Raw genomic sequence first — 26,099 nt, 5'->3', positions numbered from 1 at the left:
CAACTCAATGGCGGTATGGATTCGGGCGCTGCCGACCCTCGTGGTCGCTGCTCAGTCAGATGGAGCCAGTGGCGCCCTGTGCTGCGTGGTCGTCCTCGGGCTGGGTGCATGGGGTGGCATCGTCTGGCTCAACAAGGTCAATGCGCGGATGAAGGCCGCGCAGCAGGCGCGGGCTGGCGTCGGACTCGCGGCTGTCACGTCCCCGACCTCGCACGACTCGTCCACCATCGCCCTGCGCTTCGAGAACGTGAGCGCGCCCCGGCTCTCACGAGGGCTCAGGGTCCGTATCGCGGATGAGCCACGGGCCATTGCGAAGAGCGCCGCCGAGCCGCTCGCACAGGCCGCCTCCACGCCGACCGCATCACGTGTCGAGCCCGCGCAATCGGCGCGCGCCGTCATCGCTCCGCCGACCCCGAGCGAGAAGCCCGTCGAGCCCGCACCGCGCACGCCTTCCTCTCCCGCTCCGACCCCGAAGCCTGTCGAGCCCACGCCGCTCGAACTCAGCGTGCTGTCGACTCCCGCGCCAACCCCGAAGCCCGTTGAGTCCGCGCCACTCGCCGAGGCCGTGCAGCGCATCGCACCCGCGCGGTCCGTTGAGCCTGCGTCCGCGCCTGATTCCGAGCCGTCGACTCCCGCTTCGCAGAAGACGGCCTGGATTGCTCCGGGTCAGTCCATCGAGGTCGCCGGTTACACGCTCAAGGATGGAATGGTCTACGTGGGCTCGCGGCTGCGCGCGGTGAAGACCCCCAATACCGAGCCGGCCCTCATCAACCCCAGGCTCGAGGTCGCCGCTCGCCCCAATCGCGGTGGACAGGGCTTGCGATACTGGCCCTCGTACTCGGACCTCTCGCCCGCCTCCCGAGCGGGCTATCTCGCGTGGCTCGCGGGTGGACGGCGTCAGCCTGGAATCGATATCGGCTTCGTCTTCCTGTTCTTCTACGGGCTGGAACGGCGCGTGCTCCACGACCTGGGCACCGAGCCCGCCGCGCTCGCCGAGGCCCGTCTCATCGAAGACGAAGTCCAAGGTCTCCTCGACGTCCACGGCGAGAACAGCTCCTTCGCCAGCTATGCCTCGGCCTTCCTCGACGTCCTGCGCGTGCACCGCGCTGGCGAGGATGGACTGTTGAAGGAGTCCCCCGAGTTCTGGCTGCGCAATGCCGGCTCCGCCTCGTTCGACGTGCGCATGGCCGCGGGCACCGCCGCCACTCGCGCGCTTCCGCTCCCCGCGGACTGGGCCCTTGTCTGGGCCGTGGAGACCCATGTCACCCGGCTGCGAACTCCCGCCACGCGTTGTCCCGAGGAGTTCCAGGCCCTCTTTCGTGCACGCTATCTGCGAGACCACGGCGCGGGCATCATCCCTCGCGCCCTGAAGGCGAAGGTGGAGGCCCGCTACAACCCCGCGAGCGCATCCTTCGGTGGCTCGGTGCGGCTGTCTTCAGCCTCTATCAACGAGGCCTCCGAGACCTCCCTCAAGCCCGTGCGCGCGCTCATCGAGGAGTGCTGCGAGTCGCTCGAGTCCTACAGTCGCTGGGTGGGCAAGAACCCCGACGCGCGCAACAGCATGAGCGCCCTGGCCCTGCTTCCTCCCGAGCTCGCGGCGTCCATCGACGGAGGCTCGGACGTGCAGGCACTCCGCGCCCTCTTGCGCCAATCCCTCGGGGACACCCCCTCCGCTCCCGTGCCCGCGACGGAACTCCTGCGGCACTGGCCCACCGCGACCCTCGGCAAGCTCAGCAAGGCGGAGGCCGTGGGGCTCGCCCAGGCCCTCGAGAAGCTGGGCCACGGCATGGAGCCCGACCCTCGCATGGGCGGCGCCGTGCTCTCCCCCGACGAGTCCGCGTGGCTCTTCCCCCTGCCCCCCGATTCACCCAGCGCCCCTTCCGCGAGCTACCTGTCCGCGCTCGCGATGCTGCACCTCGCCGCCGCGGTGGCCACCGCCGATGGCACCGTCTCCACGGATGAAGTCCACCGCATGGAGGCCCTCGTCGAAGCCGCGCAGGGACTGCTCGACTCGGAGAAGGTCCGGCTCCGCGCCCACGTGTCCTGGCTGCTCGCGCGCCCCGCCTCCAGCGCGGGCCACAAGAAGCGCGTGGAGGCGCTGACGCCCGAGGCCCGCACGTCGCTCGGCAACCTCCTGGTCGAGGTCGCCGTCGCCGACGGCGACGTGTCACCCCAGGAGCTCAAGACGCTGTCGAAGCTCTACGCCATGCTGGGGCTCGACGAGGACACCGTCTACTCGCGCGTCCACGCCGCCACCGCGTCACGACCCGCGACCGAGCCCGTCTCCATGCGACTGGCCGGCGCCCCCGAGCAGGGCTTCGCCATCCCCGCGCCAACTCCAGGGAAGGGCGAGCGGGTGGCGCTCGACATGCGCAGCGTCCAGGCGAAGCTCGCGGAGACCGCCGCGGTCTCCAGCCTCCTGGGGAGCATCTTCGCCGACGAAGACCCCGTCCCTCCCGCGCCCCAGCCAGCGCAGCCAGGGGTCGCGGGGCTCGATGCGCTTCACACGTCGCTGCTGCGCGCGCTCGTCGCGAAGCCCGAGTGGCCTCGCGCGGAGGTGGAGAAGCTGGCCAGCGGACTCGGCCTGCTCCCGGACGGCGCGCTGGATGTCATCAACGACGCGGCCTTCGAGGTGTGCGGCGAGCCCATCCTCGAGGGCGACGAAACCCTTCAGCTCAATGAACAAGCGGTCAAGGAGATGATGTCATGACGGACGCGACGCCCCAGGGACGCATCAGGCCGAAGGACCGGGACACCATCGTCCAGTCGCTGCGCGCGGGCGTCGTGCCTCGCGTGGGACAGCAGCACATCCAGGTGGGCCGGGCCGAGGAGGTCCGCGCCCTGGTCCGCGACGTGGAGCGCATCGCCGAGGGCGGCAGCGCCATCCGCTTCGTCATTGGCGAGTACGGCTCCGGCAAGACGTTCTTCCTCAACCTCATCCGCTCCATCGCGCTGGAGAAGCGGCTGGTCACCCTGCACGCGGACCTCAACCCCGACCGGCGCCTGCACGCGACGGACGGCAAGGCCCGCAGCCTCTACGCGGAGCTGATGCGCAACCTGTCCACCCGGGCCCGTCCCGAGGGCGGCGCGCTCGCCAGCGTCGTGGAGCGCTTCGTCTCCAGCGCCCTCACCGACGCCAAGAGCCGTGAGCTGAACCCCGAGGTGGTCATCCGCGAGAAGCTCGCCGCGCTGTCGGAGCTGGTGGGAGGCTACGACTTCGCGGAGGTCATCGCCGCCTACTGGCGCGGCCATGACACGGGCAACGAGGTGCTCAAGGCCGACGCCGTGAAGTGGCTGCGCGGCGAGTTCTCCACGCGCACCGATGCCCGCAGGGCGCTCGGCGTGCGCACCATCATCGACGACGCGGAGGTCTACGACCAGTTGAAGCTCCTCGCCCGCTTCGTCCGCCTGTCCGGCTACGACGGGTTGATGGTGTGTCTGGATGAGCTGGTCAACCTCTACAAGATGGCCAACACCAAGGCCCGCGCGTCCAACTACGAGCAGATCCTCCGCATCCTCAATGACTGTCTCCAGGGCAGCGCCGAGGGCCTGGGCTTCATCCTGGGAGGAACGCCCGAGTTCCTCATGGACACCCGGCGCGGTCTCTACAGCTACGAGGCCCTCCAGTCGCGCCTCGCCCAGAACACCTTCGCCGTGGGCACCCTGGTCGACTACAACTCCCCGGTCCTCCGGCTGGCGAACCTCACGCCCGAGGACCTCTACGTCCTGCTCACCAAGCTGCGGCACGTCTACTCCGCGGGAGATGCGTCCGCGCAGCGCCTGCCCGACGAGGGGCTCCACGGCTTCATGACCCACTGCTCGGAGCGCATCGGAGAGGCGTACTTCCGCACGCCCCGCAGCACCGTGACGGCGTTCATCAACCTGCTGGCCGTGCTCGAACAGAACCCGGGCGCGGATTGGAAGGAGCTGCTCGGCGGCGTGGAGCTCGCCGCGGACGTCAATCCCGACCTCGCGCCCCTGGGCGAGACGGAGGCGGGAGCCCCCGCGGCCGGAGCGGATGATGAGCTCGCATCCTTCAAGCTCTGACCCGGGCGGCGCCGCGTCGAGCGCCTTCCACCGGCTGCACCCCCAGGTGCGGCGCTGGGTGTGGACCCAGGGGTGGAAGGAGCTGCGCGGCATCCAGGAGGCCGCCATCGTCCCCATCCTCGAGGGGACCCAGGACGTCATCCTCTCCGCGTCGACCGCGAGCGGGAAGACGGAGGCCGCCTTCCTGCCCATCTGCAGCCGACTGGCGGAGGACGCCGGCGGCAGCGTGCGCGCCATCTACGTGGGCCCGCTCAAGGCGCTCATCAACGACCAGTTCGAGCGGCTCGACGGGCTCTGCGACGGACTCCACATCCCCGTGCACCGATGGCACGGCGATGTGTCCCAGGGCCACAAGGCCCGGCTGCTCCAGTCCCCCGCGGGCATCCTCCTCATCACCCCGGAGTCACTCGAGGCGCTCTTCATCCGGCAGGGCTCCGCGCTCGCCGGGCTGTTCTCCGGGCTGGAGCACATCGTCATCGACGAGCTGCATGCCTTCATCGGCACTGAGCGGGGCTGCCAGCTCCAGTCACTCCTGCACCGGGTCGAGCTGAGCCTGCGTCGCACCGTGCCTCGCGTGGGCCTCAGCGCCACCCTGGGCGACATGTCGCTGGCCGCGGAGTTCCTCCGCCCCGGCGCGGGCACGAAGGTGCGGCTGTGCAACTCCGAGTCGGGCGGCGGCGAGCTGCTCCTCCAGCTCCGGGGCTATCGCAAGCGCGCTCCCGATGCGCGCACTCCGGAAGAAGACGAGGAGCCCACGGACGACCTGCCCGAGGACGAGCACGACGTGGGAGCACACCTCTTCAAGACGCTGCGCGGGACGCACAACCTGGTGTTCGCCAACAGCCGCGCGAACGTCGAGCTGTACGCGGACCTCCTGCGTCGCATGTGCGAAGAGGCGCGGCTGCCCAACGAGTTCTTCCCGCACCACGGCAACCTGTCCAAGGAGCTGCGCGAGGAGGCGGAGGCCGCGCTCAAGGCGAAGCAGCGGCCCGTGAGCCTCGTGTGCACGACGACGCTGGAGATGGGCATCGACGTGGGCTCGGTGCAGAGCATCGCGCAGGTGGGCGTGCCTCCCTCGGTGTCCAGCCTCCGTCAGCGATTGGGACGCAGCGGGCGCAAGGGCGGCCCCTCCGTGCTCCGGCTGTATCTTCAAGAAGCGGAGCTGACGAGCACCAGTCCCCTGCCGGACCAGCTCCGGGTGCGGCTGGTCCAGTCGGTGGCGATGCTGGAGCTGCTGCTGACGAACTGGTTCGAGCCTCCCGCCTCGGGCGCCTTCCACTTCTCCACGCTGGTGCAGCAGTTGCTCTCGCTCATCGCGCAGCACGGCGGCGTCAAGGCGGGCGAGGCCTTCCTGGCGCTGTGCCACGAAGGTCCCTTCGCGCGGGTGTCACGCGAGGACTTCGTGCGCTTCCTGCGTGGGCTGGGGCAGCGCGAGCTGCTCTCGCAGTCCTCGGATGGGACGCTGCTGTTGGGCCGCGTGGGTGAGCGGCTCGTCAACCACTACAGCTTCTATGCGGCCTTCGCCTCGGTGGAGGAGTTCCGGCTGGTGGCCGGGGGTCGCACGCTGGGCACGATGCCCATCGACCAGCCGCTCTTCGTCGGCACGTACCTCATCTTCGGTGGACGGCGGTGGCGCGTGCTCGCCGTGCAGGGCGACGAGAAGGTCGTGGAGCTGGAGCCCGCGCCCGCCGGACGCGTGCCCGTGTTCGAGCCCACCGGTGTCGGCCGCGTGCATGACCGCGTCCGGGAGCAGATGCGCGCCATCTATGCCGGTGAGGGGCTGCCTCGCTATCTGGATGCGCGGGCGCTGGAGCTGCTCGCGGAGGCTCGGGCGACGTTCCAGCGATGGCGGCTCGGCGAGCGCTCCATCGTGGCCTCGGGGATGGAGGTCCATGTCTTCCCGTGGGCTGGTGACGCGGTGGTGCACACGCTGGCGCTCGCGCTCCAGGCCCGTGGGTTGTCGGTGCAGACGCTGGGGCCCGTGTTGAGCGTGGCGGGACAGCAGGCCGACGTGGAGGGCGCCCTGCGCGCGCTCGTGGCGGAGGGGCCGCCTCGAGCCGAGTCCCTCACGCGCCACGTGGAGAACATGGCGCTCGAGAAACATGACGGCTTCGTGCCGGAGGACCTGCTCGCTCGCGACTACGCCGCCCGGTACCTGGACGTCGAGGGTGCGTGGCGTGTCGCCCGGCAGGTGTTGCAGTGATGCGTCTTCTGACGAGGCCTTGTCTCCCATGAGCCTTCCATCCCAGGAACCCCAGGCTGTCGACCCGATGCCTCCCGCGGACGCGGAGGCCCTCCAGAAGGCCGCCGTCCAGGCCTTCGTCGAGTGGACCCGGCGACTGCCCGTGCCGCCTCCGAATCCGCAAGAGTTCATCCGCTCCGTGGAGCCGAAGGCGCGCAGGGCGGCCCGGCTCTACTCCACCATCACCGAGCGGCAGGTGGTGTGGAAGGAAGGCATGACGCAGGGCACTCCCGAAGTCACGGGCTTGAGGCGGAGGGCGGACAGCGTCGACCCCTGGGCCGAGACCCACGCGAGCCTTCGCGAGAGCAGCCTGTCCATCCTCACATGCTCTCCGTGCGGAGGAAAAGGCACTGTCGCATGCCCCAACTGCAGCGGCAGGGCGTTCGTCGGGTGCTCCAACTGCGGGGGCTCGCGGAAGGCCTACGGCTACGCCTCGAACGGCTCGCGACGGTTGATGAACTGCAGGTCGTGCAATGCGCGGGGGGTGGTCTCGTGCCCCTCCTGTCGCTCGGGGCAGGTGAACTGCTCGACGTGTCACGGGCGCGGCCGCGAGCAGCGTTGGCTCGAGTTCGTCGAGACGGTCCGCTTCGACTTCCTGGTGATGTCCGAGGAGCAAGAGCTTCGCCGCCTGGTGTGGACCAAGGCGGACATGGAGAAGGACGCGAAGCTCGTGGCGGAGATCAGCGCGAATGGACTGCTGTCCCGGGAGAAGCTCGCCCCGCACCTCCCCGCGAATTGGCTCCAGGAGCACTGGGGGAAGATGGTGGTCGGGTACAAGCCCCGGGAGCGCATCACCAGCCAAAGCTTCCAGGTGTTCGAGGTCCCCGCCGCGCGCGTCTCCTACTCCATCGCGGACGCGCCTCCCACGACGATTGAGTTCGAGGGTCAGCGGATGCTCGCGCCGCCTCCTTCCGTGGACCGGCAGTTCACGGCGCGCGGTCGGAAGGTCCAAGCGATGCGCGGACTCCTGCTCGCGTTGGCCCTGGGCATTCCGCTGCTCTACATCCTGCGCGGCGCCTACTTCTGGAACAGCCTGCTGGTGTTCATGAGCGTGTTCCTCGGCGCGTCCGCGATTCTGGCCGATCGCCTCGTCCAGGACTGGACCCTGGGCCGGAAGGGTCGGGCACGCAGTTGGGGCATCGGCGCGGCGGTGTCCGCGCTCCCCGTCACCGTCCTGGCGATGGTCGCGGAGCCGAGCCTCCAGGATGCCCGGCGGCACCTATCGGAGGGGCGCCTCGACAAAGCACAGACGGAGCTGCAGGCACTGGGTGAGCCCGAATCACATGAGCTCCAGCAGGCCTGGGCGGACCTCCACCTGGCCCATGCGCTCCGTGAGCAGAACGTGGACGAGGTCGTCAAGGATGCTCTCGCGATGGCGCCGAACGCTCCCGAGCGGGCGAAGGTCGAACAACACCTCCTGTCCCTCATCCGTCAGCAGGTCGTCGCGTCGCTCGAGCGCAAGGACGTGTCCTCCGCCTCGACGGTGCTGGCCTCCGCCCAGCCCGTGCTCGCGCGGAGCTTCCCGGGGGACCTCGGAGAGCTGCGCGGGCGCCTCCATGACGCGGCGCACGCGGCCTGCACCACGGACCCCTGCCGATGGAAGGCGCTCTTCGCCGCGTACACCGCCCAGCCCACGCCGAGCCGCGAGCGGCTCATCGGACAACTGAGCACCGCGCTCCAGGAGCAACTGACGCCCAGGCCGCGTCCCAAGGCCGTCACCCTGGACTGGGTCCTCCACCTCCACAAGACGACCGCGCTCGCCGCCGAGCTGGCGGATACGCCGCACGACCCACAGGTGGCGGTCCTCGCGAAACAAGCCGGCACGTGGGCCCGGGAGGAACGGGAGCGGATTCCGCTCATCGGCGCGGAGCGCGAGGTGGCCATCTCCCTGCTCCAACTGACAGCCAGCAGCCACCCGAACATCCTGTCGAAGACCACGGAGTCCGTCGCCCTCTCGTGCGAGCTGCGGGACGGCCGCTGCGTGGGCGCGTACCTGGCCGGCGCGGACAAGGAGTCCCGCGTGCTCAACAACCTGAAGCGTACGCCCGTGACGAAGGAGCTGCTCTCCCGTGTCCTGGGACATCCGGTCGAGCTGCCCGCGCCGCCCCAACCTCGTGGAGGCAAGCCCCCCACGCAGACGACCTGGAAGGATGGCCGCGTGACGCTCGTGGCGAGATGGAACGGCATCTACCTGATGGAGCTGCGCATCGGTGAGGTGAAGCCATGAACCCGAAACCTCCCCGGCTGCTCTCCGTCAGCGCGGCGCTCATGGGACTGCTCGGAGGCGCGGCCCCATCAGGGCTGCTCGTGCCCGGCATCGAGCTCCAGGTCGCCCAACCCACGTGGCGGCGACGCAACGAAGAGGACTCGCGCGACGCGCTGCTCCTCGTCGTCCCTCCCACCCACGGGCAGATACTGCTCGCGGGTCATCGCTCGCACCGCTCCCACTCCTCGCACCGCAGCCACTACTCCGGCAGCAGGAGCCGCAGCTACGGCGGCGGCTACTCCGCTCCCGACGAAGCGCCCGAGCCGCCACCCAGGCCCGCGACGGTGTCCTTCGTCGCCTTCCCCGGCGGACGCATCTTCGTCGACGACAAGCCCGCGGGTCAGGACGTGACGGCCCTCATGCGGCTGGCGGCGGGCAAGCACACCGTCCGCATCGAGAACCGCTTCCTCGGCACCACCACCGTCGAGGTGGACCTGGTCGCCGGCCAGACGGGCGACGTCACCATCGAGTGGTGAGGAGCAGACACGTGACCATGGACACCAACCTCACCTTCCGCGACGGCGCCGTGCAGGCCGTCCTCGACCTGCGCGTCTATCGACTCGCGGCGATACAGAAGTCCGCGTACCGCTTCGCCGACCGGTGCACCGCGGTGCTCGGCTCGCCCGACGCGGACCGGCTTCCCATCCGCTTCCTCTTCGCCCCCACCGTCACCGAGCGCGACGCGCTGGAGACGGTGCGCCTGTTCTTCCAGGAGCTGTTGGACCAGGAGCTGCGAGAGCAGGTGGGCGACGAGACCCGGGCCCTGCGCGCGTTGATTGTCGCGCAGGCCTTCTCACGCACCGGCCTGATTCGCCAGGACTGAGGTCGACGCACGCCATGTTCCATGACCGCTCCAGGTACCAGTCCACGAAGGGCTACCAGCTCGCGCCCCTGCGCTTCAGCCGGCTGGACGACGCCCGCTACGTCGTGACGAACGACGTGGGCGAATACGTCGTGCTCCCCCGACACGAGCTGGTCGACTTCGTCCGTCACGCGCTGCCCCCGCACCGCGAGGCCTACAAGACGCTCAAGTCGAAGCACCTCCTGTTCGACGAGCACTCCCGCGTGGCGCTGGAGCTGCTCGCGCTGAAGTACCGCACCCGCGCCGAGCAGCTCGCGAACTTCACCGGGCTGCACATCTTCGTGGTCACCCTGCGCTGCGACCACTCCTGCGCCTACTGTCAGGTGTCCCGACAGGCGGAGGGTGCCCGCGAGTTCGACATGTCACAGGAGCACGCGGACCTGGCGCTCGACTTCATGTTCCGCAGCCCCTCGCCCACGCTCAAGGTCGAGTTCCAGGGCGGAGAGCCGCTGCTCCACTTCGAGCGCATCCGGTACATCGTCGAGCGCGCCAAGGCCCTCAACCAGGTGCACCGCCGCGACCTCCAGTTCGTCATCGCGAGCAACCTCTCCCGCCTCACCGACGAGGTGCTCGACTTCTGCCGCGAGCACGGCGTGCTGCTCTCGACCTCCCTGGACGGCCCCGAGGACCTGCACAACACCCAGCGCCCCGTGCGCGGCGGGGACAGCCACCGACGCACGCTCCAGGCGATTCACCGGGCGCGACAGGCGCTCGGACCGGACTCCGTCTCCGCGTTGATGACGACGACGCAGGCGAGCCTCACGCGCGTCGAGGACATCATCGACGAGTACGTGCGCCAGGGCTTCCACGGCATCTTCCTCAGGAACATCAGCCCCTACGGGTTCGCCGTCCGCCAGCGCGCCTCTCGCCAGTACGACGTCGGGGCGTGGGTGGAGTTCTACCGGCGCGGGCTCGCGCACATCCTCCGCATCAACGAGCAGGGCTATCCGCTCCAGGAGGAGTACACCGCCATCCTGTTGCAGAAGCTCTTCTCGCCCCGGGGCTCGACGTACGTCGACCTCCAGTCGCCCGCGGGCATCGGCATCGGCGCGCTCGTCTACAACTACGACGGCGCGGTGTACGCCTCCGACGAGGGGCGGATGCTCGCGGAGATGGGTGACTTCTCCTTCCGGCTCGGACACCTCTCACACGACTCCTACGAGTCCATCATGACGTCCGACACGCTCCTCGCCCACCTGAGCGACACCATGCCGGAGGGCGTGCCCATGTGCGGCGACTGCGCCTTCCTCCCCTACTGTGGCGCCGACCCCGTCTTCCACCAGGCGACGATGAAGGACGCCGTCGGACACAAGGCGTTCAGCGCCTTCTGCCAGAAGCAGATGAGCGTGCTGCGCCACCTCATCGGCCTGCTCGAGGATGACGCCCGCGCGCGTGACATCCTCATGGGGTGGCGCTGAGCCATGCCCGCCCTGGACCTCTCCTCGGCCGGACTGAAGGCGCTCTCCACGCGCTCCATTGAGCCGTTCATCGCCCGCGTCCGTGAGCACCTGGACGACGCGCCCCTCGCCCATGAGCGGGAAGTGCTCCTCGTCCGGCGGCCCGCGCATTCACTGCCCCCGGGCTTCCGGGGGTACCTCCTGTGGGACGAGGGCCTCGTGAGCAGCAGCCCGGCCCCGGGGGACACCTACGTCCTGCCTCCGAACCTGCGCTACCTCGCGGACGGGGACGTGGTGCGCATCCACCCCGAGCGCGACGCCTTGTCGACGCTGTACCGCCGCGCCTCGCCGTCGAACACGTTCCTGGTGACGGAGCGCTGCGACAACCACTGCCTGATGTGCTCCCAGCCACCCCGCAAGCAGGATGACTCCTGGCTGCTGGACGAGCTGATGCAGGCGCTCCCGCTCATCTCCCCGGAGACGCGCGAGCTCGGCATCACCGGCGGCGAGCCGAGCCTGCTCAAGGGCCGCCTCATCGCGCTGCTCGCGCAGATGAAGCACCACCTGCCAACAACCGCCGTCCACCTCCTGACCAACGGGCGCGGCTTCGCGAACCCCGAGCTGGCGCGCGCGGTGGCGGACGTCCAGCACCCCGACCTGATGCTGGGCATCCCGCTCTACTCGGACCTGCCCGAGGAGCATGACTACGTCGTCCAGGCCCTGGGCGCCTTCGATGAAACCGTCCGAGGCATCCTCCACCTCAAGCGCGCCCGGGTGCGCGTGGAGCTGCGCTGCGTGGTCCACGCGCAGACGTACGCGCGCCTGCCCCAGCTGGCGGAGTTCATCGCGCGCAACCTGGCCTTCGTCGACCACGTCGCGCTGATGGGCCTGGAGCTGATGGGGTTCGCCAAGGCGAACCTCGGCCTGCTCTGGATGGACCCGCTCGACTACCGGCCCCAGCTCACCGCCGCGGTCCGCACGCTGAGCCGCGCGGGGCTGGAGACGTCCCTCTACAACCACCCGCTCTGCACCCTGCCCGGCGAGCTGCACCCCTTCGCGCGCAAGAGCATCTCCGACTGGAAGAACCTCTACGCCGAGGACTGCGAGCGCTGCACCCGCCGGGAGGACTGCGGCGGGCTCTTCGCCTCCGGCCTCGCGAAGCGCAGCCGGGGCATCCAGCCCTTCCTGGACTGAGCAGGGCGGCTACGCGACGGACGCCGTCCGCCCGGTGAACGGACACACCGCGTCCTCGGCCGCCAGCGGGGCGCCCACCGGCGTCAGCTTCGTCCCCTCCGGCGAGTTGTCGATGTCCACGCCGAACTCGTCACGGAACACGTCCAGCAGGTACGGCAGCACGCCGACGGTGCCCGCGCGCATGCGGTGGTGGAGCGACAGGTCCTTGTTGGTGAACCGCCGCTCCGGATGCGGCCGCCGCAGGAGCGCGTTGGTCTCCCGCTGCACGTTCTCCAGGGCCAGGAGCGCCGAGCGCTCCAGCGTCAGGTACTCCGCCACCGCGTCCGCGATGGCGTCCGCCTGCGTCCCGAACGCGTCGCCCACCTTCGCGCGCACCACCATGCACAGCCGCTTGCGCGTCGCCTCGAACACCGCGTCGTGCACGGGCGTGAAGATGTCCTTGAGGTGGACCAGCGACTCCTCCTTGAAGGTGCTCATGCCCCGCTGCGCGCGGTCGAACATCTCGATGTAGCGCGCCTCCGCCCAGTCGCGCTGGGTGGCCGTGTGCAGGCGCGTGGGCCGCATCATCTCGAAGTCCTTCTTCAGCCGCGCCCGCAGGCCGCTCCAGAAGTCGCCCTCCGTCGGCGTGACGGACTCGGCCACCGCGCGGACCTGCTCGTACGCGCGGCACATGTAGCTCCACAGGTTGAACTGGAGCGAGTAGAGCTGCAGCCCCAGCTGCCCGTAGTCCACGCCCGGGACGATGTCCTTCTCCCATGCGAAGGACATGGGCTCCTCGTTCGCCACCGGCCGCCCGTCCATCAGCGTCTGGAAGTACTCGTCCACCAGGTTCGGCGGCCCCGCGCACACGCCTCGGTTGGACAGGTAGTGGTTGTCGCGGTCCGTCACGTACAACAGCTCCGCGGACGAGATGGGCGAGTCGTAGGTGAGCGGCTCCTCCGGCAGGAAGAGCATGTACGCGGCCACCATCCGCACGCCGTCCGTCACGCGGTAGATGTTGGAGAGCACCGGGTCCAGCTGCCCGTTGGGCACCGGGTCGTTGGCGCGCATCAGCATGTACGAGGGCACCGCGAGCACCGCGCACGCCGCCGCGTGCAGGTCCCCCATCCGCCAGCGCCCGTCCGGGAGCACCGTGTCAGGGCGCAGGAACGCCTGCCGCACCGCGCGCACCGCGTGCATCATCGGCTTCCAGTGCCGCATCATCGACTTGAGCGCCGTCACGTTCATGGGCGCGTTGTTGCGATAGCGGCTGCCGGCGAAGTGGCAGGCCTTGAACTCGGTGTCCATCTTCATGCGCATCTGCTCGGGGAAGGTGTTGCTCTCCCCGATGTGCCGCCCCTCGGTGTCGAGCGCGGGGTGCGCGATGCGGTACACCGGCAGCACCGCCTCCAGGAACCCCAGCTCCAGGGGCCGGCCCGTCAGCCTGCGCATCACCTCCGGGGCGTCCGGGTTCCACCACAGGGGCTCGGTGGGCGCGACGCGCCTGGCCTCCATCGCCAGGTACTTGCGGTGGGACTCGCTCTCGAAGGCGAGCGTCGGGGCCTCGCGCGTGACGACGCCCTCCTCCAGCAGCGCCTCCAGCAGCTCCTTCACCCGCTCCCAGGGATACGGCTCACCGGTCGTCCACTTCGTGGCGTTGCCCGCCATGAAGGAGTCCTCCAGGCACAGCTGCTCTCCGAAGGAGTGCAGGTCCTGCTCCTCGATGGAGATCTCCCGGGTGCCGTAATAGATGTGCAGCTCGCGCACGCCCTCGGGCGAGGTCAGGTACTCCTTGATGAAGCGACGCCTCAGCGGCACGTACAGCGTCTCGTGAGGGTCCACCGACACCGGCACCGAGTCCTGGCTCACGCGAATGCTCCTGACGGGTCCTGGAAGAAAAACAGCCGCCAGCGACCCGTGCACGGGCCACCGGCGACTGGCTCAGCTCAACGCCACCACCTCAGAACGTGTCGAGGGGCGCGGCGATGATGACGCCACCACCACAGCCACGACCACCGGACTGCGGCCCAGCACGAACGCGCGTCTTGATCTTCATGGACTGCTCCTCGTGTGAGTGAGCCGTGATTCCCGCTTCACGCGAAGCACAAACCTCGCGGACCCGGAGTCGCAATCAGAACCAATCCGAATCTTGAGGTCAAGTTGCACCAGCCATCCAGGCACCGGTTGCGGACACGCGTGACGCGATGCCCCGCAATCACTGTCCTGCGTGCTGGAATTCCAGCCACAAAGCCATCAATACTTGAATATCAAGAATTAACAGATGTCCCGAAATCACCTCGGGACCTGGGTGTCCGAGACGGGCCGTGCCCTGGGGGCCGGAAAGACAACGACCGCCGACGGACCGTGCACGGTCCGCCGACGGCCGAGTCGCTACGACGGGAAGCCGCTCAGATGTCGAGGGGCGTGGCGATGATGATGCCGCCGCCACAGCCGCGACCTCCGCCGCCGCCGATACCGTCATCAGCCGACATGGGGCCCGCACGAACGCGCGTCTTGATCTTCATGGGTTGCTCCTGTGTGAGTGATACGGACAACCGGTTCACGCCACGAGAAGAACTGGCGGACCCGGAGTAATCATTGAAACGAGATAAAGTCTGTCAGTCAAGCCGCAACCCCATGACGCCATGCATCGTCAGCCGACGAACACACAGACCCAATCCCAACCTGGTTGGATGGGATTCCATCCCCCTGGTCGTGGAATGCATCGGATTGAGCCGGTGGCGACCGGTGGCTTCCGCCGGGGCCAGGCGGCCGGGCGGGCCGGGCCTTTCGAGCGCGTGCACGGGTGCGCTCGGGCGCTGGGATGAAGAGTGAGGGGACCTTGGCCTTGGGGTGAAGCCCTCGACGGACCCGCCGGGTCCTGCCTAACTTGGGTGGACAAGCGCCCCCGCGCACCACCGATGTCCCCCGCCCTTGAACAAGCCCCCGGGTCTTCCTCCAGCCTCGAAGGAGCGCGCTTCGCGCACGGCGCCATCCGCCCGCGTGTGGCTGGTCGAGGACAGTCCGCTCCAGCGCGCGCGAGCCCGGGAGCTGCTGGCCAGGCACCACGCGGTGGAGACGTTCGAGGACGCCGAGCAGGCGCTCGAGCGGCTCTCCTCGGGGCCACCTCCCGACGTGCTCCTCTTGGACTGGCGGTTGCCGGGCGTGTCGGGGCTGGACGCGTGCCGCTACATCCGCGAGCGCTACGATGAGGTCACCCTCCCCATCCTGATGCTCTCCGCGCGGGGAGCCCACGAGGACTTCACGGAGGGCCTGCAGGCGGGCGCCAACGACTACGTCGCCAAGCCCTTCGACGACGCGGAGATGCTCGCCCGGGTGGCCAGCCTCCTGCGCGTGCGGGCCCAGGGGGAGCGGCTGAGGGAGCGCGAGGCCCACCTGTCCACGACGCTCGCCTCCATCAGCGACGCGGTCATCACCACGGACCCGGTCGGACGCGTCCTCTTCCTCAACCCGGTGGCCGAGCGGCTCACCGGCTGGAGCACGTCCGAGGCGTGGCAGCTTCCGGTCGCGGAGGTCTTCCGCGTCGTCGACGCCGTCACCCGGGAGCCGTTGGAGAACCCCGTCGAGCGGGCGCTCGGCTCCGAGTCGGTCCAGCGCCTCACGGGGCCCGCGCTGCTGCTGCGCAAGGATGGGACGCACGTCCCCATCGAAAACAGCGCCGCGCCGATTCGCACGGGACCGAGCGCTCCCTCCGGGGCCGTGCTCATCTTCCGCGACGTCACCGAGAAGATGCAGGTGAGCCAGCGCAACGAGGCGCTCACGGAGCAGCTGCGCGCGAGCGAGGCGGAGCAGTCCCTGCTGCTCGACGCGATTCCCGTCCTGGTCTCGTACGTCAACGCGGACGAGCGCTACGGCCGCGTCAACAAGGCGTACGAGGAGTGGTTCGGGATTTCGCGCGACCAGATGCGCAACCGCAAGGTCCGGGAGGTCATCGGGGAGGCGGCCTACGCGGTGCTGGGCCCGTACGTGCGGCGGGGCCTGGCGGGCGAGAGCTTCTCCTTCGAGCAGCATGACGTGCCCTACCGGTTGGGGGGCAAGCGGGACGTGCGGGTGTCCTTCATCGCGCACCACTCGCCGGGCGGCTCCGTGGACGGCTATGTCGCGCTCCTGCAGGACATCACGGCGCAGCGCAAGCTGGAGCAGGAGCGGGAGCAGCACGCGCGACAGCTCCAGCAGCAGGCGGAGTTCGAGCAGCTGCTCATCGGCATCGTGAGCCATGACTTGCGCAACCCCCTGGGCGCCATCCTCATGGGGGCCGAGCGGCTCAAGCGCCTGGAGACCCTGCCGCCGGAGGCCCACAGGCCGGTGGAGCGCATCCAGGCGTCGGCCACCCGCGCGGTGAAGCTGGTGAAGGAGCTGCTCGACTTCACCCAGGCCCGGCTGGGCGGCGGCATCCGGCTGGAGCGCGCCCCCGCGGACCTCCACCAGGTCTGTCAGGCGGCCGTGGAGGAGGTGGAGGCGGCCCACCCCACCGCGGACGTGCGGGTGGCGGCGAGCGGCGACGGGCACGGCGCGTGGGACGAGGAGCGGCTGGCGCAGGTCGTCCAGAACCTGCTGATGAACGCGCTGAAGCACGGGCGCCCCGGAGCGCCCGTCCAGGTGGAGACGCGGGGAGAGGACTCGCAGGTGACGCTGCGGGTCCACAACGAGGGCCCGCCCATCCCAGCCTCGCGAATCCCGGACCTCTTCCAGCCCCTCCAGCGCGGCACCGACGTGGTGGACCTGGCGAGCCGCAGCGTGGGGCTGGGGCTCTTCATCGTGAAGGCCATCGTCGACGCGCACCAGGGGCACGTCGAGGTGGAGTCCACGGCGGAGCATGGCACCACCTTCACCGTGAGCCTGCCGCGCTAGCGGGCGCGGAAGGCCCGATGACGTGGATGAGCGTCACCTTGGCCAAGTCACCAGGAGACGCCTTTCTGGAGGGGCACAGGTCGACTCGCGGGGTTACCCGCTCCGTTCAGGCATCGTCGTCAGGAAGAGGTGTCACTCCAGAACGGACGATGTTCAGCCCATCGAGACGACGACCTTGCCCTTGGCGTGGCCCTTCTCGAGATGGTCGAACGCATCGGCGATGTTGGAGAAGGCAAAGACCTGGTCGATGACGACTTCGAGCTTCTTCGCGTCGATGAGGGCAGCGAGCGCTTCAAGGTCCTTTCCGCTCGGATGCATGAACAGGTAGCGGTAGGTGACGCCCGAGCGCCAGGCGCGAAATCGAACCCCAGCGCTCGCGAGCCAGAAGAGCATCGCGAGTCCAGGGCCGCGGCCGAGGTCCTGGGTCGCGGTCAGGGGCTCGGGGATGCCCGCGATGCTGACGACCTTGGCGCCACGGCGAACGGTCGAGAAGGTCTGCGTGAGGGTGTCGCCGCCGACGAGGTCCAGCGCGGCATCGTACTCGCGCAGCTCGGCGGTGATGTCCTGGGTGGTGTAATCGACGACGACATCCGCACCGAGGCGCTCGACGAGTCTCCTGCCCCGCGCGGACGCCGTCGTCGCGACGTTCGCGCCAAGGTGCTTGGCGAGCTGGATGGCAAAGGTCCCAACACCCCCTGCGCCACCTGGAATGAAGACGCGCATGCCCGGCGCGACGGCGAGCTCGTCACGCAGCGCTTGAAGCGCGGTGAGCGCCGCGAGCGGCACCGCGGCGGCCTGAACGAAATCGAGTGACGCCGGCTTCTTCGCGACGAGCTCTTCGCCCACGCACGCTGTCTCAGCGAAGGCGCCGAGCCGATGCCTGGCCACGCGAGCGAAGACCTCGTCACCTGGGCCAAACCGCGTCACGCCTTCACCGACCGACGTGACAACGCCGGACAACTCGCAGCCGAACACGACCGGAAGCGCGTAGGAGTCGATGACCCGGAGTTTGCCTTCGCGTGTCTTGAAGTCGACGGGATTCAGGCCTGCCGCCCTCACGTCGATGCGCACCTCGCCAGGACCCGGCTCGGGCGGTGGCATGTCGCGAAGCTCGGCGGCCTGGGGGCCGCCATATCGGGTGATGACGAATGCACGCATGAGGTCTCTTGCCTTCACGGAGGACCCGGGCACGATCCGGGGCTTGGGCGGCGGGGTGCTCTGCCTCGGGGCCTTGTCGCGAGCCGGACCGAAGTTTACGGTGCATACATAGGCGAGGGTGTTAACGGTGTCAACATCAGGGAAGGACAGCTACCATCACGGAGATCTCCGCGCGGCGCTGCTGAAGGCCGCGCTGGAGCTGCTCGAGACAGGTAGCGAGCTTTCCCTGCGAGAGGTCGCCCGGCGTGCCGGAGTGTCGTCCGCCGCGCCCTATCGTCACTTCGCCGACAAGCGTGCGCTGGAGTCCGCGCTGGCCGCGGAGGGCTTCCGCGAGTTGGGACGCGAGCTCTCCCAGGGGGGCGTCACCCCGCGGACGGTGTCCGATATCGCCGAGCTGGGCGTCAGGTACGTGGAGTTCGCGCTGAAGCGGCCCGCCCTCTTCTGTCTCATGTTCGGCAACGCGTGTGACGACTCGAACGATGAGCGGGTTCGAGCAGCGACTGAGGTCCGAGGCCTCGTGTCCACGGCCTTGGCGAGCGTCTTCCCGGGAGCCGACGCGAGCGCGCTGTCGACGGCGGGCTGGTCCCTTGTCCACGGGCTTGCCTTCCTTCACCTCGACGGGAAGCTCGGCACGGGGACAAGGCAGGAGGTGGCCGCTCGCGTGCGCTCCTCGATTGAGGCGATTTTTTCCGGTGGGAGCACCACTGTCGGTCGAGGGGAATCCAAGAGCACGCGCACCCGGTGATTCAGGACACCGCGTCGCCTGCCGGCCCCTGGAGCCCGTCCAGCGAGCGCGCCCAGCCCTCTTGAGAGAGCAACTCCGCGACGCGCGTCCGCACCTCCTCGCGAATCTCACGCACACGCTCCATGGGCTGGCCCTTGGGGTCCTCCAAGGGCCAGTCCATCCGCTTCAAGCCAGGCACGAAGGGGCACGCCTCCCCGCAGCCCATGGTGATGAGCCACTGGGCGCCCTGGGCGAGCTCGTCCGTGAGGTGCTGGGGCCTGGCTCCCGACAGGTCGACCCCGACTTCGGCCATCACGGCCTGGACCTCGGGATGGACATGGGTGCCCGGCTGCGTGCCAGCGGACACGGCCCGCGCCCGCGCTGGGTCAGCCAAGGCATTGAAGAACGCAGCCGCCATCTGGGAGCGGCCCGCGTTGTGCACACAGGCGAAGATGACCTTCTTCATCGGGGGGACTCCTCGAACGGGCTCTCACTGAAACGGCGAGGAAGGACCGCGCTCGTCGCCCTGGGGAACAGCCGACGTCGCAGCCACAACGAGAGGTAGACCAGGGCGATGAGGGCGGGCACCTCGATGAGCGGCCCCACCACTCCGGCCAGCGCTTCTCCAGAAGACACGCCGAAGACCCCCACGGCGACGGCGATGGCCAATTCGAAGTTGTTGCCCGCCGCCGTGAAGGAAAGTGACGCGGTCTCCTCGTAGTCGAAGCCCAGCTTGCGCGAGAGGAAGAAGGCACTGGCGAACATGACGACGAAGTAGACCAGCAGCGGAATGCTGATGCGCACCACATCCAACGGCAGGCGGGTGATCTTCTCGCCCTGCATCGCGAACATGAGCACGATGGTGTAGAGCAGCCCCAGCAGCGCGGTAGGCCCCAGCCGCGGCAAGAAGCGCTGCTCGTACCAGGCCTCTCCCTTGAGGCGGGTCAGCCCCACGCGTGTCAGCGCGCCCGCCACCAGCGGCACGCCCAGGAAGATGAGCACGCTCCGGGCGATGCTCCACATCGACACGTCGAACGCCGCGACCTCCGCTCCGAGCCACCCCGGAACGACGGTGAGCAAGAGCCAGCCGAGCACCGAATAGAAGAAGATCTGGAAGAGGGAGTTGAGGGCCACGAGCACGGCGGCGACCTCGGTGCTGCCACACGCCAGCATGTTCCAGATGAGGACCATGGCGATGCAGCGGGCAAGGCCGATGAGCACCAGGCCATTGCGGTAGTGCGGCAGGTCCGGAAGGAAGAGCCACGCCAGCGCGAACATGAGCAGCGGCCCCACCACCCAGTTGAGAAACAGGGACGTGGTGAAGAGCTTCCCTCGCGTGCGCAGGCGCCCCAGCTCGCCGTAACGCACCTTCGCGAGCACCGGATACATCATCCACAAGAGGCCCAACGCGATGGGCAGCGAGACCGTGTCCAGCTTCACCGTGTCCAACCGGCTCCCGAGGTCCGGGAAGGCGCGCCCCAGGCCGATGCCCAGGCCCATGGCGGCGAAGATCCACACCGGCAGGAAACGGTCGATGAGCGAGAGCTTCTTGACGATGTTTTCGGAGGCACGCGGCGAGGACATGGACGGAAGCAACCCAGGAAAGAGGGAGGCGCTACTTGCAGGCCTCAGGGCCGCAGGACTTCAGGACGCGCGCCACTTCGCGTTGGAGCGTCGCGCGCGTCGCGAAGGCAGAGACAAGGGCCTGCACCTGGGAAGCGCACAGCGCATCCGTCTGCGGCGCCAGCCGGTAGTAGACCCAGCTGCCCTCCCGACGTGCCTCCACGAGCCCAGCCGCCTTGAGGACGGACAGGTGCCGGGAGGTGTTGGACTGCGGAATGGAGAGGGCGCTCTCCAGATGGCAGACGCACAACTCCGAGTGCGAAAGCAGGGACACGATGCGCAGGCGCGTCTCGTCGCCCAGGGCCTTGAGCACCCGGGTCAGCGGGCGCACGTCGAGAGAGGGGCCAGAAGACATATCGACATGAACATATCCACATGTCCGCATCCCGACAATCCCCGTCGCGAGGCTCGCTCCGGGGGCAAGGGGTCGATTCGGCAAGAACCCGGTGACCGGGGGTAGGCCTCCGCGAGGGGCACACTGGGGTCACCTGCCTGAATCACACCGACATGGCGCACCCCAGCAAGCCCTTGCCGCCGCTGAACGGCTGACTACTTCGCGGACTCGATGACGTAGATGAGCGTCACCGTCGCCACGGCACCAGAAAAACCCAAGCAGGACGCGCTGTTCCCCGCTGGTGCCTCGGTTTTCGCTCGGAGACGTCATCTCGTCCCGTCCCAGGCTGTTCCCCCGTGTGCACGCTCGCTCCACCCTGGAGGGGCACACTGGGGCACATGGGGGAATCCGGCTGGAGCTCCTGGGGCCACCAGCTCCGTTCAGGCTTCGTTGTCGGGAAGGAGGGTCCGGAGAAGCTCGTCGTCAGGACCGAGAGGACGCCAGCCAGCGGGGGGCGGATTGGCGAGGAGCGACGTCCTCAATTCGCGTGCGCGCCCCTTGTGCGTATCCGGGGCATAGGCAATCCAGGGGCCAAGTGCCTTTGCGACGGCGAATCGACTCGTGTCGTCGAGCACTGTCGGCCACCCATTGGGGAGGTTCTCCCATAGCTCGCGCACGAGTTGTCCACGAACCAAGCGGGTCACCTGCTTGCTTCGCACCGCCTCGACTACCAGCCCATCGTACACCTGGACTCCCGCAACATCGTCGGGTCCAAGCTCCTCGGCCAGTGCCTCCAACGATGCGGTGGGACGGGACTCGGCAAAGGCTGTGAGTGAGTCGTAGCCGCGTTCGCGAACGCGCTCATACAAGCGGGCCTTCCAGTTGCCCTGCCACGAGCGTCCATCGGTCATCGGCTGCTCCCTTTGGAGAACTTCATCGGGATGTCGTAGCTCCGCATGCGCCCCGCGACGATGTCCAGGACCTGATTCCGCGTCAACATCCGACCTGCCGTGGTCTCGGCTTCGTGCAGGGCCTCCATGACCAGCCGATTCCACTCTCCGGGCCACAGGCGCCCCAGCTTCCAGTTCCCCCCGCCGTGAATCGCCTCGTGGTGGGACCGCTCCAGCCGGACACAGAACTGGTCGATGTCCATGTCACCCTTGAAGCCGCGCTGCTCGAACCACTCGCGGTGCTCTTTCGGCATGACGTGATGTTTTGGGGCCTCGGACATGCCCGCTCCGGCTCTGCCCGTCACCCTCATACCCCGCACCTCGGGACTGGCCCCCAGCGCTTCTCGCACGCCCTCGGGCAAGTCCTGGTGCGCTTGCGCCATCATCACCTGTCCGCCGTGGATGCGAACGGCCGCGCTGACGGCGGGGAGGGAGATGACGCCTGCCTGCACCAGCCTTCGCATCATCTCCACCCACTCAGCGGAGACGACGAGCCGCGAGCCCGCCATGACGCCCCCCGACCCCATCGCGAGGCTCATGCCAAGTGTCACCGGTGCGGCCGGAGGCAGTCGAGGCAGAGACATCTTCAGCGTGGAAATCATGGACAGCATCTCCAACACCTGCGCCGCTGTCAGAACCTTCTCACCAATTCTCATGCTCTCACGGGTATGCGCGTGGATTGCGGCAAACTCCCGGGTCAGCTTCCCCATCAACTCGGGCATCGCGGTTGCCGCCGCTTCGACTCGCTCCGGGTCGAGCGATTCGAGGTCCATCAACGTGGGCGCCATCAAGCCCTGCACCCGGTGCAGGTCCACGAACAGCTTCTCGTCGCTGCATACGAAGCAATGTCGGAGGACAGCGTCAGAGAGCTGGAGGAAGTCCACCCAGGCGGCCAGCAGCAAGGACCCGAACATCGCGGCCTGGAGCTTGGGCCCCGTCATGCGAAGTACCCCCAGCTCCATGTCCGAGTCGCCCACTTCCGAGGCCACCTCCGTCAGCCCGGTTGCACTCCCGAGCGCGCCACGGAGCCACGTCACTTGAGCGGAGCCGTGCTCGACATAGCGCCTGAACACTCCCCCATCGAGACGCCGGTCACCGAGTGCAGCAGGCCGGTCCGCCAGCTTCGAGAATGCCCCCTCAACCCCGTCCAGTGAGACCTTCACTTCGTCGATGGCATCGAGGATAGCCTGTCGCTGCGAGGTGCCGGACCGCGCTCCACCCCCGACGGCTCCGGATGCAGCCCTCGTTGCAACGCTTCGTGGCCCCACATGGCGCACAAATCGCTGCTGCCTCCCGGAGCCCGCGATGGAGGACGGGAGAGGAACGAAGGCATCGGGGCTCTCGTCGCTCGGCACATCCGCCCTCTCGGGAGGTGTCACCGCGCGCGGCGTGTAGTTCAGCGTGCGGCCACGTCCGGGAGCATGAGGCACCGAAACGCATCCCGAGGTGAACAGCACCAGCGCGAGCCACAGGATGTTAGCGCGCATGGTCCACCCCGAGGCCCACCGACGCGAAGGCGCCAGGTCGCAATGTCCCTTCCGCCGTGGGAAACAACAGCGTGCCGCCCGTCCCCATCGCGTAGAGCGCGCCCCCCAGGAACCTCCACCGGACTTCCGCCGCTCCGAGGTAGCGCGCTCCGGGCTTCCCAGCTCCAACCGCGAGTCCCTTCAACGCTACTTCCAAGCTGCGCTCGAAGAGCTGCACCGCCACACGCCCATCAACATCAGCGCGGCCCCATGAGAAGACTTCCGCGCCCACCGAGAGGTTCAGGTGCCTGTTGGGGCCCCCGTAGCTGACGGCATCCCACTCCGCGATGGCCTCTGCGAATGCGGAGTAGCCGTCCGGAAAGCGAGCATCCGCGAGCGGCACGCCGTCAGGGCCCGCCGCCTGGAAGCGCGCCAGTTCGTAGTCCGCGCCGAAGAAGCCTTGTCGGAAGCCGCCATGCTGGCGCCTCGCCTCCAGTCGCATGCGCAGGTTGAACCTGTCGGTGAGGTAGTCCACCCCGCCCCCTACGACAGCTCCCCACGCGCCGCCCTCGCCAGGACGACCTCCCCACCCGGCAATCAAGTGGGCCTCGATGTCGGAGCGCGCCACCACCACCGCCATCGCATCCAGGTGCGCAAGCGTCATCGAAGGCGCGTCACCTCCAGCTCGCCCCCAATCGTGGACAGCGGACAGAGCTAGCGTGTACCGCCCCCCCTTTTCGGGCTGGCCGAAGAAGATGTGCTCTACGTCCAGGGAGAACTCCGCACCCACCAACCGCGCTCCCAGCACGTCCGATGCGAAGGCTTCGGTGTAGAGCGGCCCCAGCGTGCCGGTGAAGATGCCCCCGGCCGGGTGGTAGTCGGGATTGGTCCGGTTGGAGTAGCGACGGACCAGATGACCCGAGAGGAGCCTGTGTTCCTCCAGCGGGCCGAACCAGACTCCCATGGGCGCGTCGTCCGACCCCAACAAGAGGCCGCGAACGAGCTGCCCCCAGTCCGAGAGCGTGTCCCAGTCCTCGCGACGCACGAGGGACCCGCCATCCTCCCCGCCCCAAAGACGGAAGCGCACGGGCGCCCCCAGGTTGACGCCGAACTCGGGGCCACCGTCGAGGATGAACGTGGGCTCCACCTGCATGAAGCCCTCGTCTTCCCCCGCGCCAGCACGAGGAAGGAACGCCAGCGTCGTGGCTTCCACGCGCGTCAGGTAGTGCCACTTGCGCGCGGGTAGTGCATCCGGGGTGGTGGATGATTCTGCCTCCGGGGCAGGGGGCTCCGAGGCACCTCCCGTCGTCGGTAACAGCAACAGCAGCAGCGCGGCCAGACAGCTTCGCTTCCTGTGCATACACGCCTCCTGTGCGTGCCCCGGAATGAGGCACGAAGAACACACGTCTCCCGGTCGGCTGGAGCGACTCGCGCCGCGCCGGTGGTGAATCCGCGGTGGTGAGGGGAAAGCCCTCTCTGCCAAGGTGAGTGAGACAGTCCGTACCCAGCAGTTTAGTGTGCAGGGCGACCCAGGCAGGGACGATGAATCCGGTGGTGGAAGAGGCTCGGGTCCGGGAGACCGAGGTGGTGGAGAAAGCCAGGCGGCGAGGCTTCACGACGGAGTACAAGCTGCGAGTGCTGGCGGAAGCGGACCGCTGCACGAAGCCCGGTGAAGTGGGAGCGCTGCTGCGTCGGGAGGGGCTGTACTCGTCGCTGCTGAGCGCGTGGCGACGCCAGCACGATGCGGGAGAGCTGTCCGCCAGCAGTCCAAAGAAGCGCGGCCCGCCGGCGAAGCTGCCCGACGCGAGCGCCCGGCGCGTCGCCGAACTGGAGAAGGAGCTGGCTCGGGCCCAGGCGCGGCTCAAGCGCGCGGAGGCCCTGCTGGACCTCCAAAAAAAGTTTCGGAAATCCTGGGAGTGGGACTGCCCAAGCCCGACGAGGAGCCTTGATGCGCGTGGCACTGGAGGCCGTTGGTGAGCTGGGCGTGGCGCCGGTGTGCCAGGCGCTGGGTCTGCCCAGAGCCACCTTCTACCGGCGAGCCCGGCCGAATCAGGAGCCGGTGCGCCGAGGCAGCCCACCGCGAGCCCTGCTACCCGAGCAGCGGGCCGAGGTGCTCACGGTGCTGCATGAGCCAAGATTCCAGGATGCCGCGCCCGCGGAAGTCTACGCGCAGCTGCTCGATGAGGGCCGCTACCTCTGCTCGGAGCGCACCATGTACCGGGTGCTCGCCGAGAACCACGAGGTGCGCGAGCGCCGCAATCAACTGCGCCACCCCAGCCACCCAGTGCCCCAGGTGCACGCGACGAAGCCCAATGCGCTCTGGAGCTGGGATATAACGAAGCTGCACGGCCCGGCGAAGTGGACGTACTTCTACCTCTACGTCGTCTTAGACGTCTTCAGCCGGTACGTCGTCGGCTGGATGGTGGCGCACCGCGAGTCGGCCGTCCTGGCTCAGAGGCTGCTGGCTCAGACCTGCGAACGTCAGGGCATTGAGCCTGGCCAGCTGACCATTCACGCCGACCGCGGCACCTCGATGACCTCCAAGCCGGTGGCATTGCTGATGGCGGACCTGGGCGTGACGAAGACGCATTCCAGACCCCACGTCTCCAACGACAACCCCTTCAGCGAGGCGCACTTCAAGACGCTGAAGTACCGGCCGGACTTCCCCCAGCACTTCGGTTGTCTCCAGGACGCCCGGGGCTTCTGCGGCGACTTCTTCGGCTGGTACAACGAGGAGCATCATCACTCCGGCCTTGGCCTGCTCACGCCCCACGACGTGCACCACGGCCTGGCTGCCCAGCGCCTCGCGGCCCGAGCCGCCGTGCTCGCCGCCGCCTACGCCACCCACCCCGAGCGCTTCCCGCGCGGCGCACCCAAGCCGCAGGCCCTCCCGACTGCCGTCTGGATCAACGACCCCGCACGGCTCGCTCACTCACAGGAGGCTGCGCAGTAATCTCTCGAACTCGCTGTCTCACTCGCGTTGAC

Annotated in this window: 19 protein-coding genes; 11 read left to right on the top strand and 8 right to left on the bottom strand. The window is 68.6% G+C overall.

Annotated elements, in window-relative coordinates:
* The first annotated feature begins 7 nt into the window (after positions 1–7).
* From VZQ01_RS21460 to hxsC, 8 genes are read left to right on the top strand one after another with little or no spacing between them, the layout of a single operon-like run.
* Positions 8–2,710 (top strand): tellurite resistance TerB family protein, encoded by a 2,703-nt coding sequence (locus VZQ01_RS21460; protein ID WP_426748859.1) that lies wholly within the window; start codon positions 8–10, stop codon positions 2,708–2,710.
* A complete protein-coding gene (locus VZQ01_RS21455) occupies positions 2,707–4,047 on the top strand; it encodes an ATP-binding protein (protein WP_426748858.1) in 1,341 nt (446 codons plus the stop codon). Before VZQ01_RS21460 ends, VZQ01_RS21455 begins: the two co-directional genes overlap by 4 nt.
* Positions 4,022–6,250, top strand: a complete 2,229-nt coding sequence (locus tag VZQ01_RS21450; RefSeq protein WP_426748857.1) for a DEAD/DEAH box helicase — start codon at positions 4,022–4,024, stop codon at positions 6,248–6,250. Before VZQ01_RS21455 ends, VZQ01_RS21450 begins: the two co-directional genes overlap by 26 nt.
* Before the next feature lie 28 nt (positions 6,251–6,278).
* Positions 6,279–8,516: a hypothetical protein gene (locus VZQ01_RS21445; RefSeq protein ID WP_426748856.1), complete on the top strand. Its 2,238-nt coding sequence runs from the start codon at positions 6,279–6,281 to the stop codon at positions 8,514–8,516.
* Complete coding sequence (locus VZQ01_RS21440) at positions 8,513–9,031, top strand: hypothetical protein (RefSeq protein ID WP_426748855.1); 519 nt, start codon at positions 8,513–8,515, stop codon at positions 9,029–9,031. Before VZQ01_RS21445 ends, VZQ01_RS21440 begins: the two co-directional genes overlap by 4 nt.
* A 17-nt stretch (positions 9,032–9,048) precedes the next feature.
* Positions 9,049–9,378: a His-Xaa-Ser system protein HxsD gene (hxsD, locus tag VZQ01_RS21435; RefSeq protein WP_408891798.1), complete on the top strand. Its 330-nt coding sequence runs from the start codon at positions 9,049–9,051 to the stop codon at positions 9,376–9,378.
* 14 nt (positions 9,379–9,392) lie between these two features.
* On the top strand, positions 9,393–10,835 hold the full coding sequence (gene hxsB, locus VZQ01_RS21430; RefSeq protein ID WP_426748854.1) for a His-Xaa-Ser system radical SAM maturase HxsB: 1,443 nt from the start codon (positions 9,393–9,395) through the stop codon (positions 10,833–10,835).
* 3 nt (positions 10,836–10,838) lie between these two features.
* Positions 10,839–12,008 carry a His-Xaa-Ser system radical SAM maturase HxsC gene (gene hxsC / locus VZQ01_RS21425; protein ID WP_426748853.1) on the top strand — a complete coding sequence of 390 codons (1,170 nt, stop codon included), beginning with the start codon at positions 10,839–10,841 and terminating at the stop codon, positions 12,006–12,008.
* A gap of 9 nt (positions 12,009–12,017) precedes the next feature.
* On the opposite strand, the gene VZQ01_RS21420 is transcribed toward hxsC, so the two are convergent.
* Entirely contained in the window at positions 12,018–13,856 is a 1,839-nt protein-coding gene (locus VZQ01_RS21420; RefSeq protein ID WP_248545409.1) for a hypothetical protein, read from the bottom strand.
* 1,065 nt (positions 13,857–14,921) lie between these two features.
* On the opposite strand from VZQ01_RS21420, the gene VZQ01_RS21415 reads away from it, so the two are divergent.
* Positions 14,922–16,859: a hybrid sensor histidine kinase/response regulator gene (locus VZQ01_RS21415; RefSeq protein ID WP_426748852.1), complete on the top strand. Its 1,938-nt coding sequence runs from the start codon at positions 14,922–14,924 to the stop codon at positions 16,857–16,859.
* 153 nt (positions 16,860–17,012) lie between these two features.
* Here VZQ01_RS21415 and VZQ01_RS21410 read toward each other — a convergent pair whose 3' ends face one another.
* Positions 17,013–18,017, bottom strand: coding sequence for an NADP-dependent oxidoreductase (locus VZQ01_RS21410; RefSeq protein ID WP_426748851.1), 1,005 nt, complete (start codon positions 18,015–18,017; stop codon positions 17,013–17,015).
* 127 nt (positions 18,018–18,144) lie between these two features.
* On the opposite strand from VZQ01_RS21410, the gene VZQ01_RS21405 reads away from it, so the two are divergent.
* Positions 18,145–18,762, top strand: a complete 618-nt coding sequence (locus VZQ01_RS21405; protein WP_426748850.1) for a TetR/AcrR family transcriptional regulator — start codon at positions 18,145–18,147, stop codon at positions 18,760–18,762.
* A 1-nt stretch (position 18,763) separates the two neighbouring features.
* On the opposite strand, the gene VZQ01_RS21400 is transcribed toward VZQ01_RS21405, so the two are convergent.
* The 6 genes from VZQ01_RS21400 to VZQ01_RS21375 all read right to left on the bottom strand — a co-directional run bounded on the left by VZQ01_RS21400 (position 18,764) and on the right by VZQ01_RS21375 (position 24,474).
* Positions 18,764–19,207, bottom strand: a complete 444-nt coding sequence (locus tag VZQ01_RS21400; protein WP_223750479.1) for an arsenate reductase ArsC — start codon at positions 19,205–19,207, stop codon at positions 18,764–18,766.
* On the bottom strand, positions 19,204–20,325 hold the full coding sequence (gene arsB, locus VZQ01_RS21395) for an ACR3 family arsenite efflux transporter (protein ID WP_223750480.1): 1,122 nt from the start codon (positions 20,323–20,325) through the stop codon (positions 19,204–19,206). The genes VZQ01_RS21400 and arsB overlap by 4 nt, the downstream gene beginning before the upstream one ends.
* Positions 20,326–20,356: 31 nt before the next feature.
* Positions 20,357–20,719 carry an ArsR/SmtB family transcription factor gene (locus tag VZQ01_RS21390; RefSeq protein WP_141327471.1) on the bottom strand — a complete coding sequence of 121 codons (363 nt, stop codon included), beginning with the start codon at positions 20,717–20,719 and terminating at the stop codon, positions 20,357–20,359.
* A gap of 419 nt (positions 20,720–21,138) precedes the next feature.
* On the bottom strand, positions 21,139–21,609 hold the full coding sequence (locus tag VZQ01_RS21385) for an NUDIX hydrolase (RefSeq protein ID WP_223750481.1): 471 nt from the start codon (positions 21,607–21,609) through the stop codon (positions 21,139–21,141).
* On the bottom strand, positions 21,606–23,135 hold the full coding sequence (locus VZQ01_RS21380; protein ID WP_426748849.1) for a DUF2380 domain-containing protein: 1,530 nt from the start codon (positions 23,133–23,135) through the stop codon (positions 21,606–21,608). The genes VZQ01_RS21385 and VZQ01_RS21380 overlap by 4 nt, the downstream gene beginning before the upstream one ends.
* Positions 23,125–24,474, bottom strand: coding sequence for a hypothetical protein (locus tag VZQ01_RS21375; RefSeq protein ID WP_426748848.1), 1,350 nt, complete (start codon positions 24,472–24,474; stop codon positions 23,125–23,127). Before VZQ01_RS21375 ends, VZQ01_RS21380 begins: the two co-directional genes overlap by 11 nt.
* Positions 24,475–24,656: 182 nt before the next feature.
* On the opposite strand from VZQ01_RS21375, the gene VZQ01_RS21370 reads away from it, so the two are divergent.
* Positions 24,657–26,067, top strand: a protein-coding gene (locus VZQ01_RS21370; protein ID WP_426748847.1) for an IS3 family transposase whose coding sequence is annotated in 2 segments (ribosomal slippage) — positions 24,657–25,015 and positions 25,014–26,067 — 1,413 coding nt in all. Because the reading frame shifts where the segments join, the coding sequence is not laid out codon by codon here.
* Positions 26,068–26,099 lie beyond the last annotated feature (32 nt).

This window comes from Myxococcus faecalis (assembly GCF_050039385.1).
Lineage (GTDB): Bacteria > Myxococcota > Myxococcia > Myxococcales > Myxococcaceae > Myxococcus > Myxococcus fulvus.
Note: the sequence above shows the minus strand (reverse complement) of the source record. Positions and strands in the feature narration are given on the sequence as shown.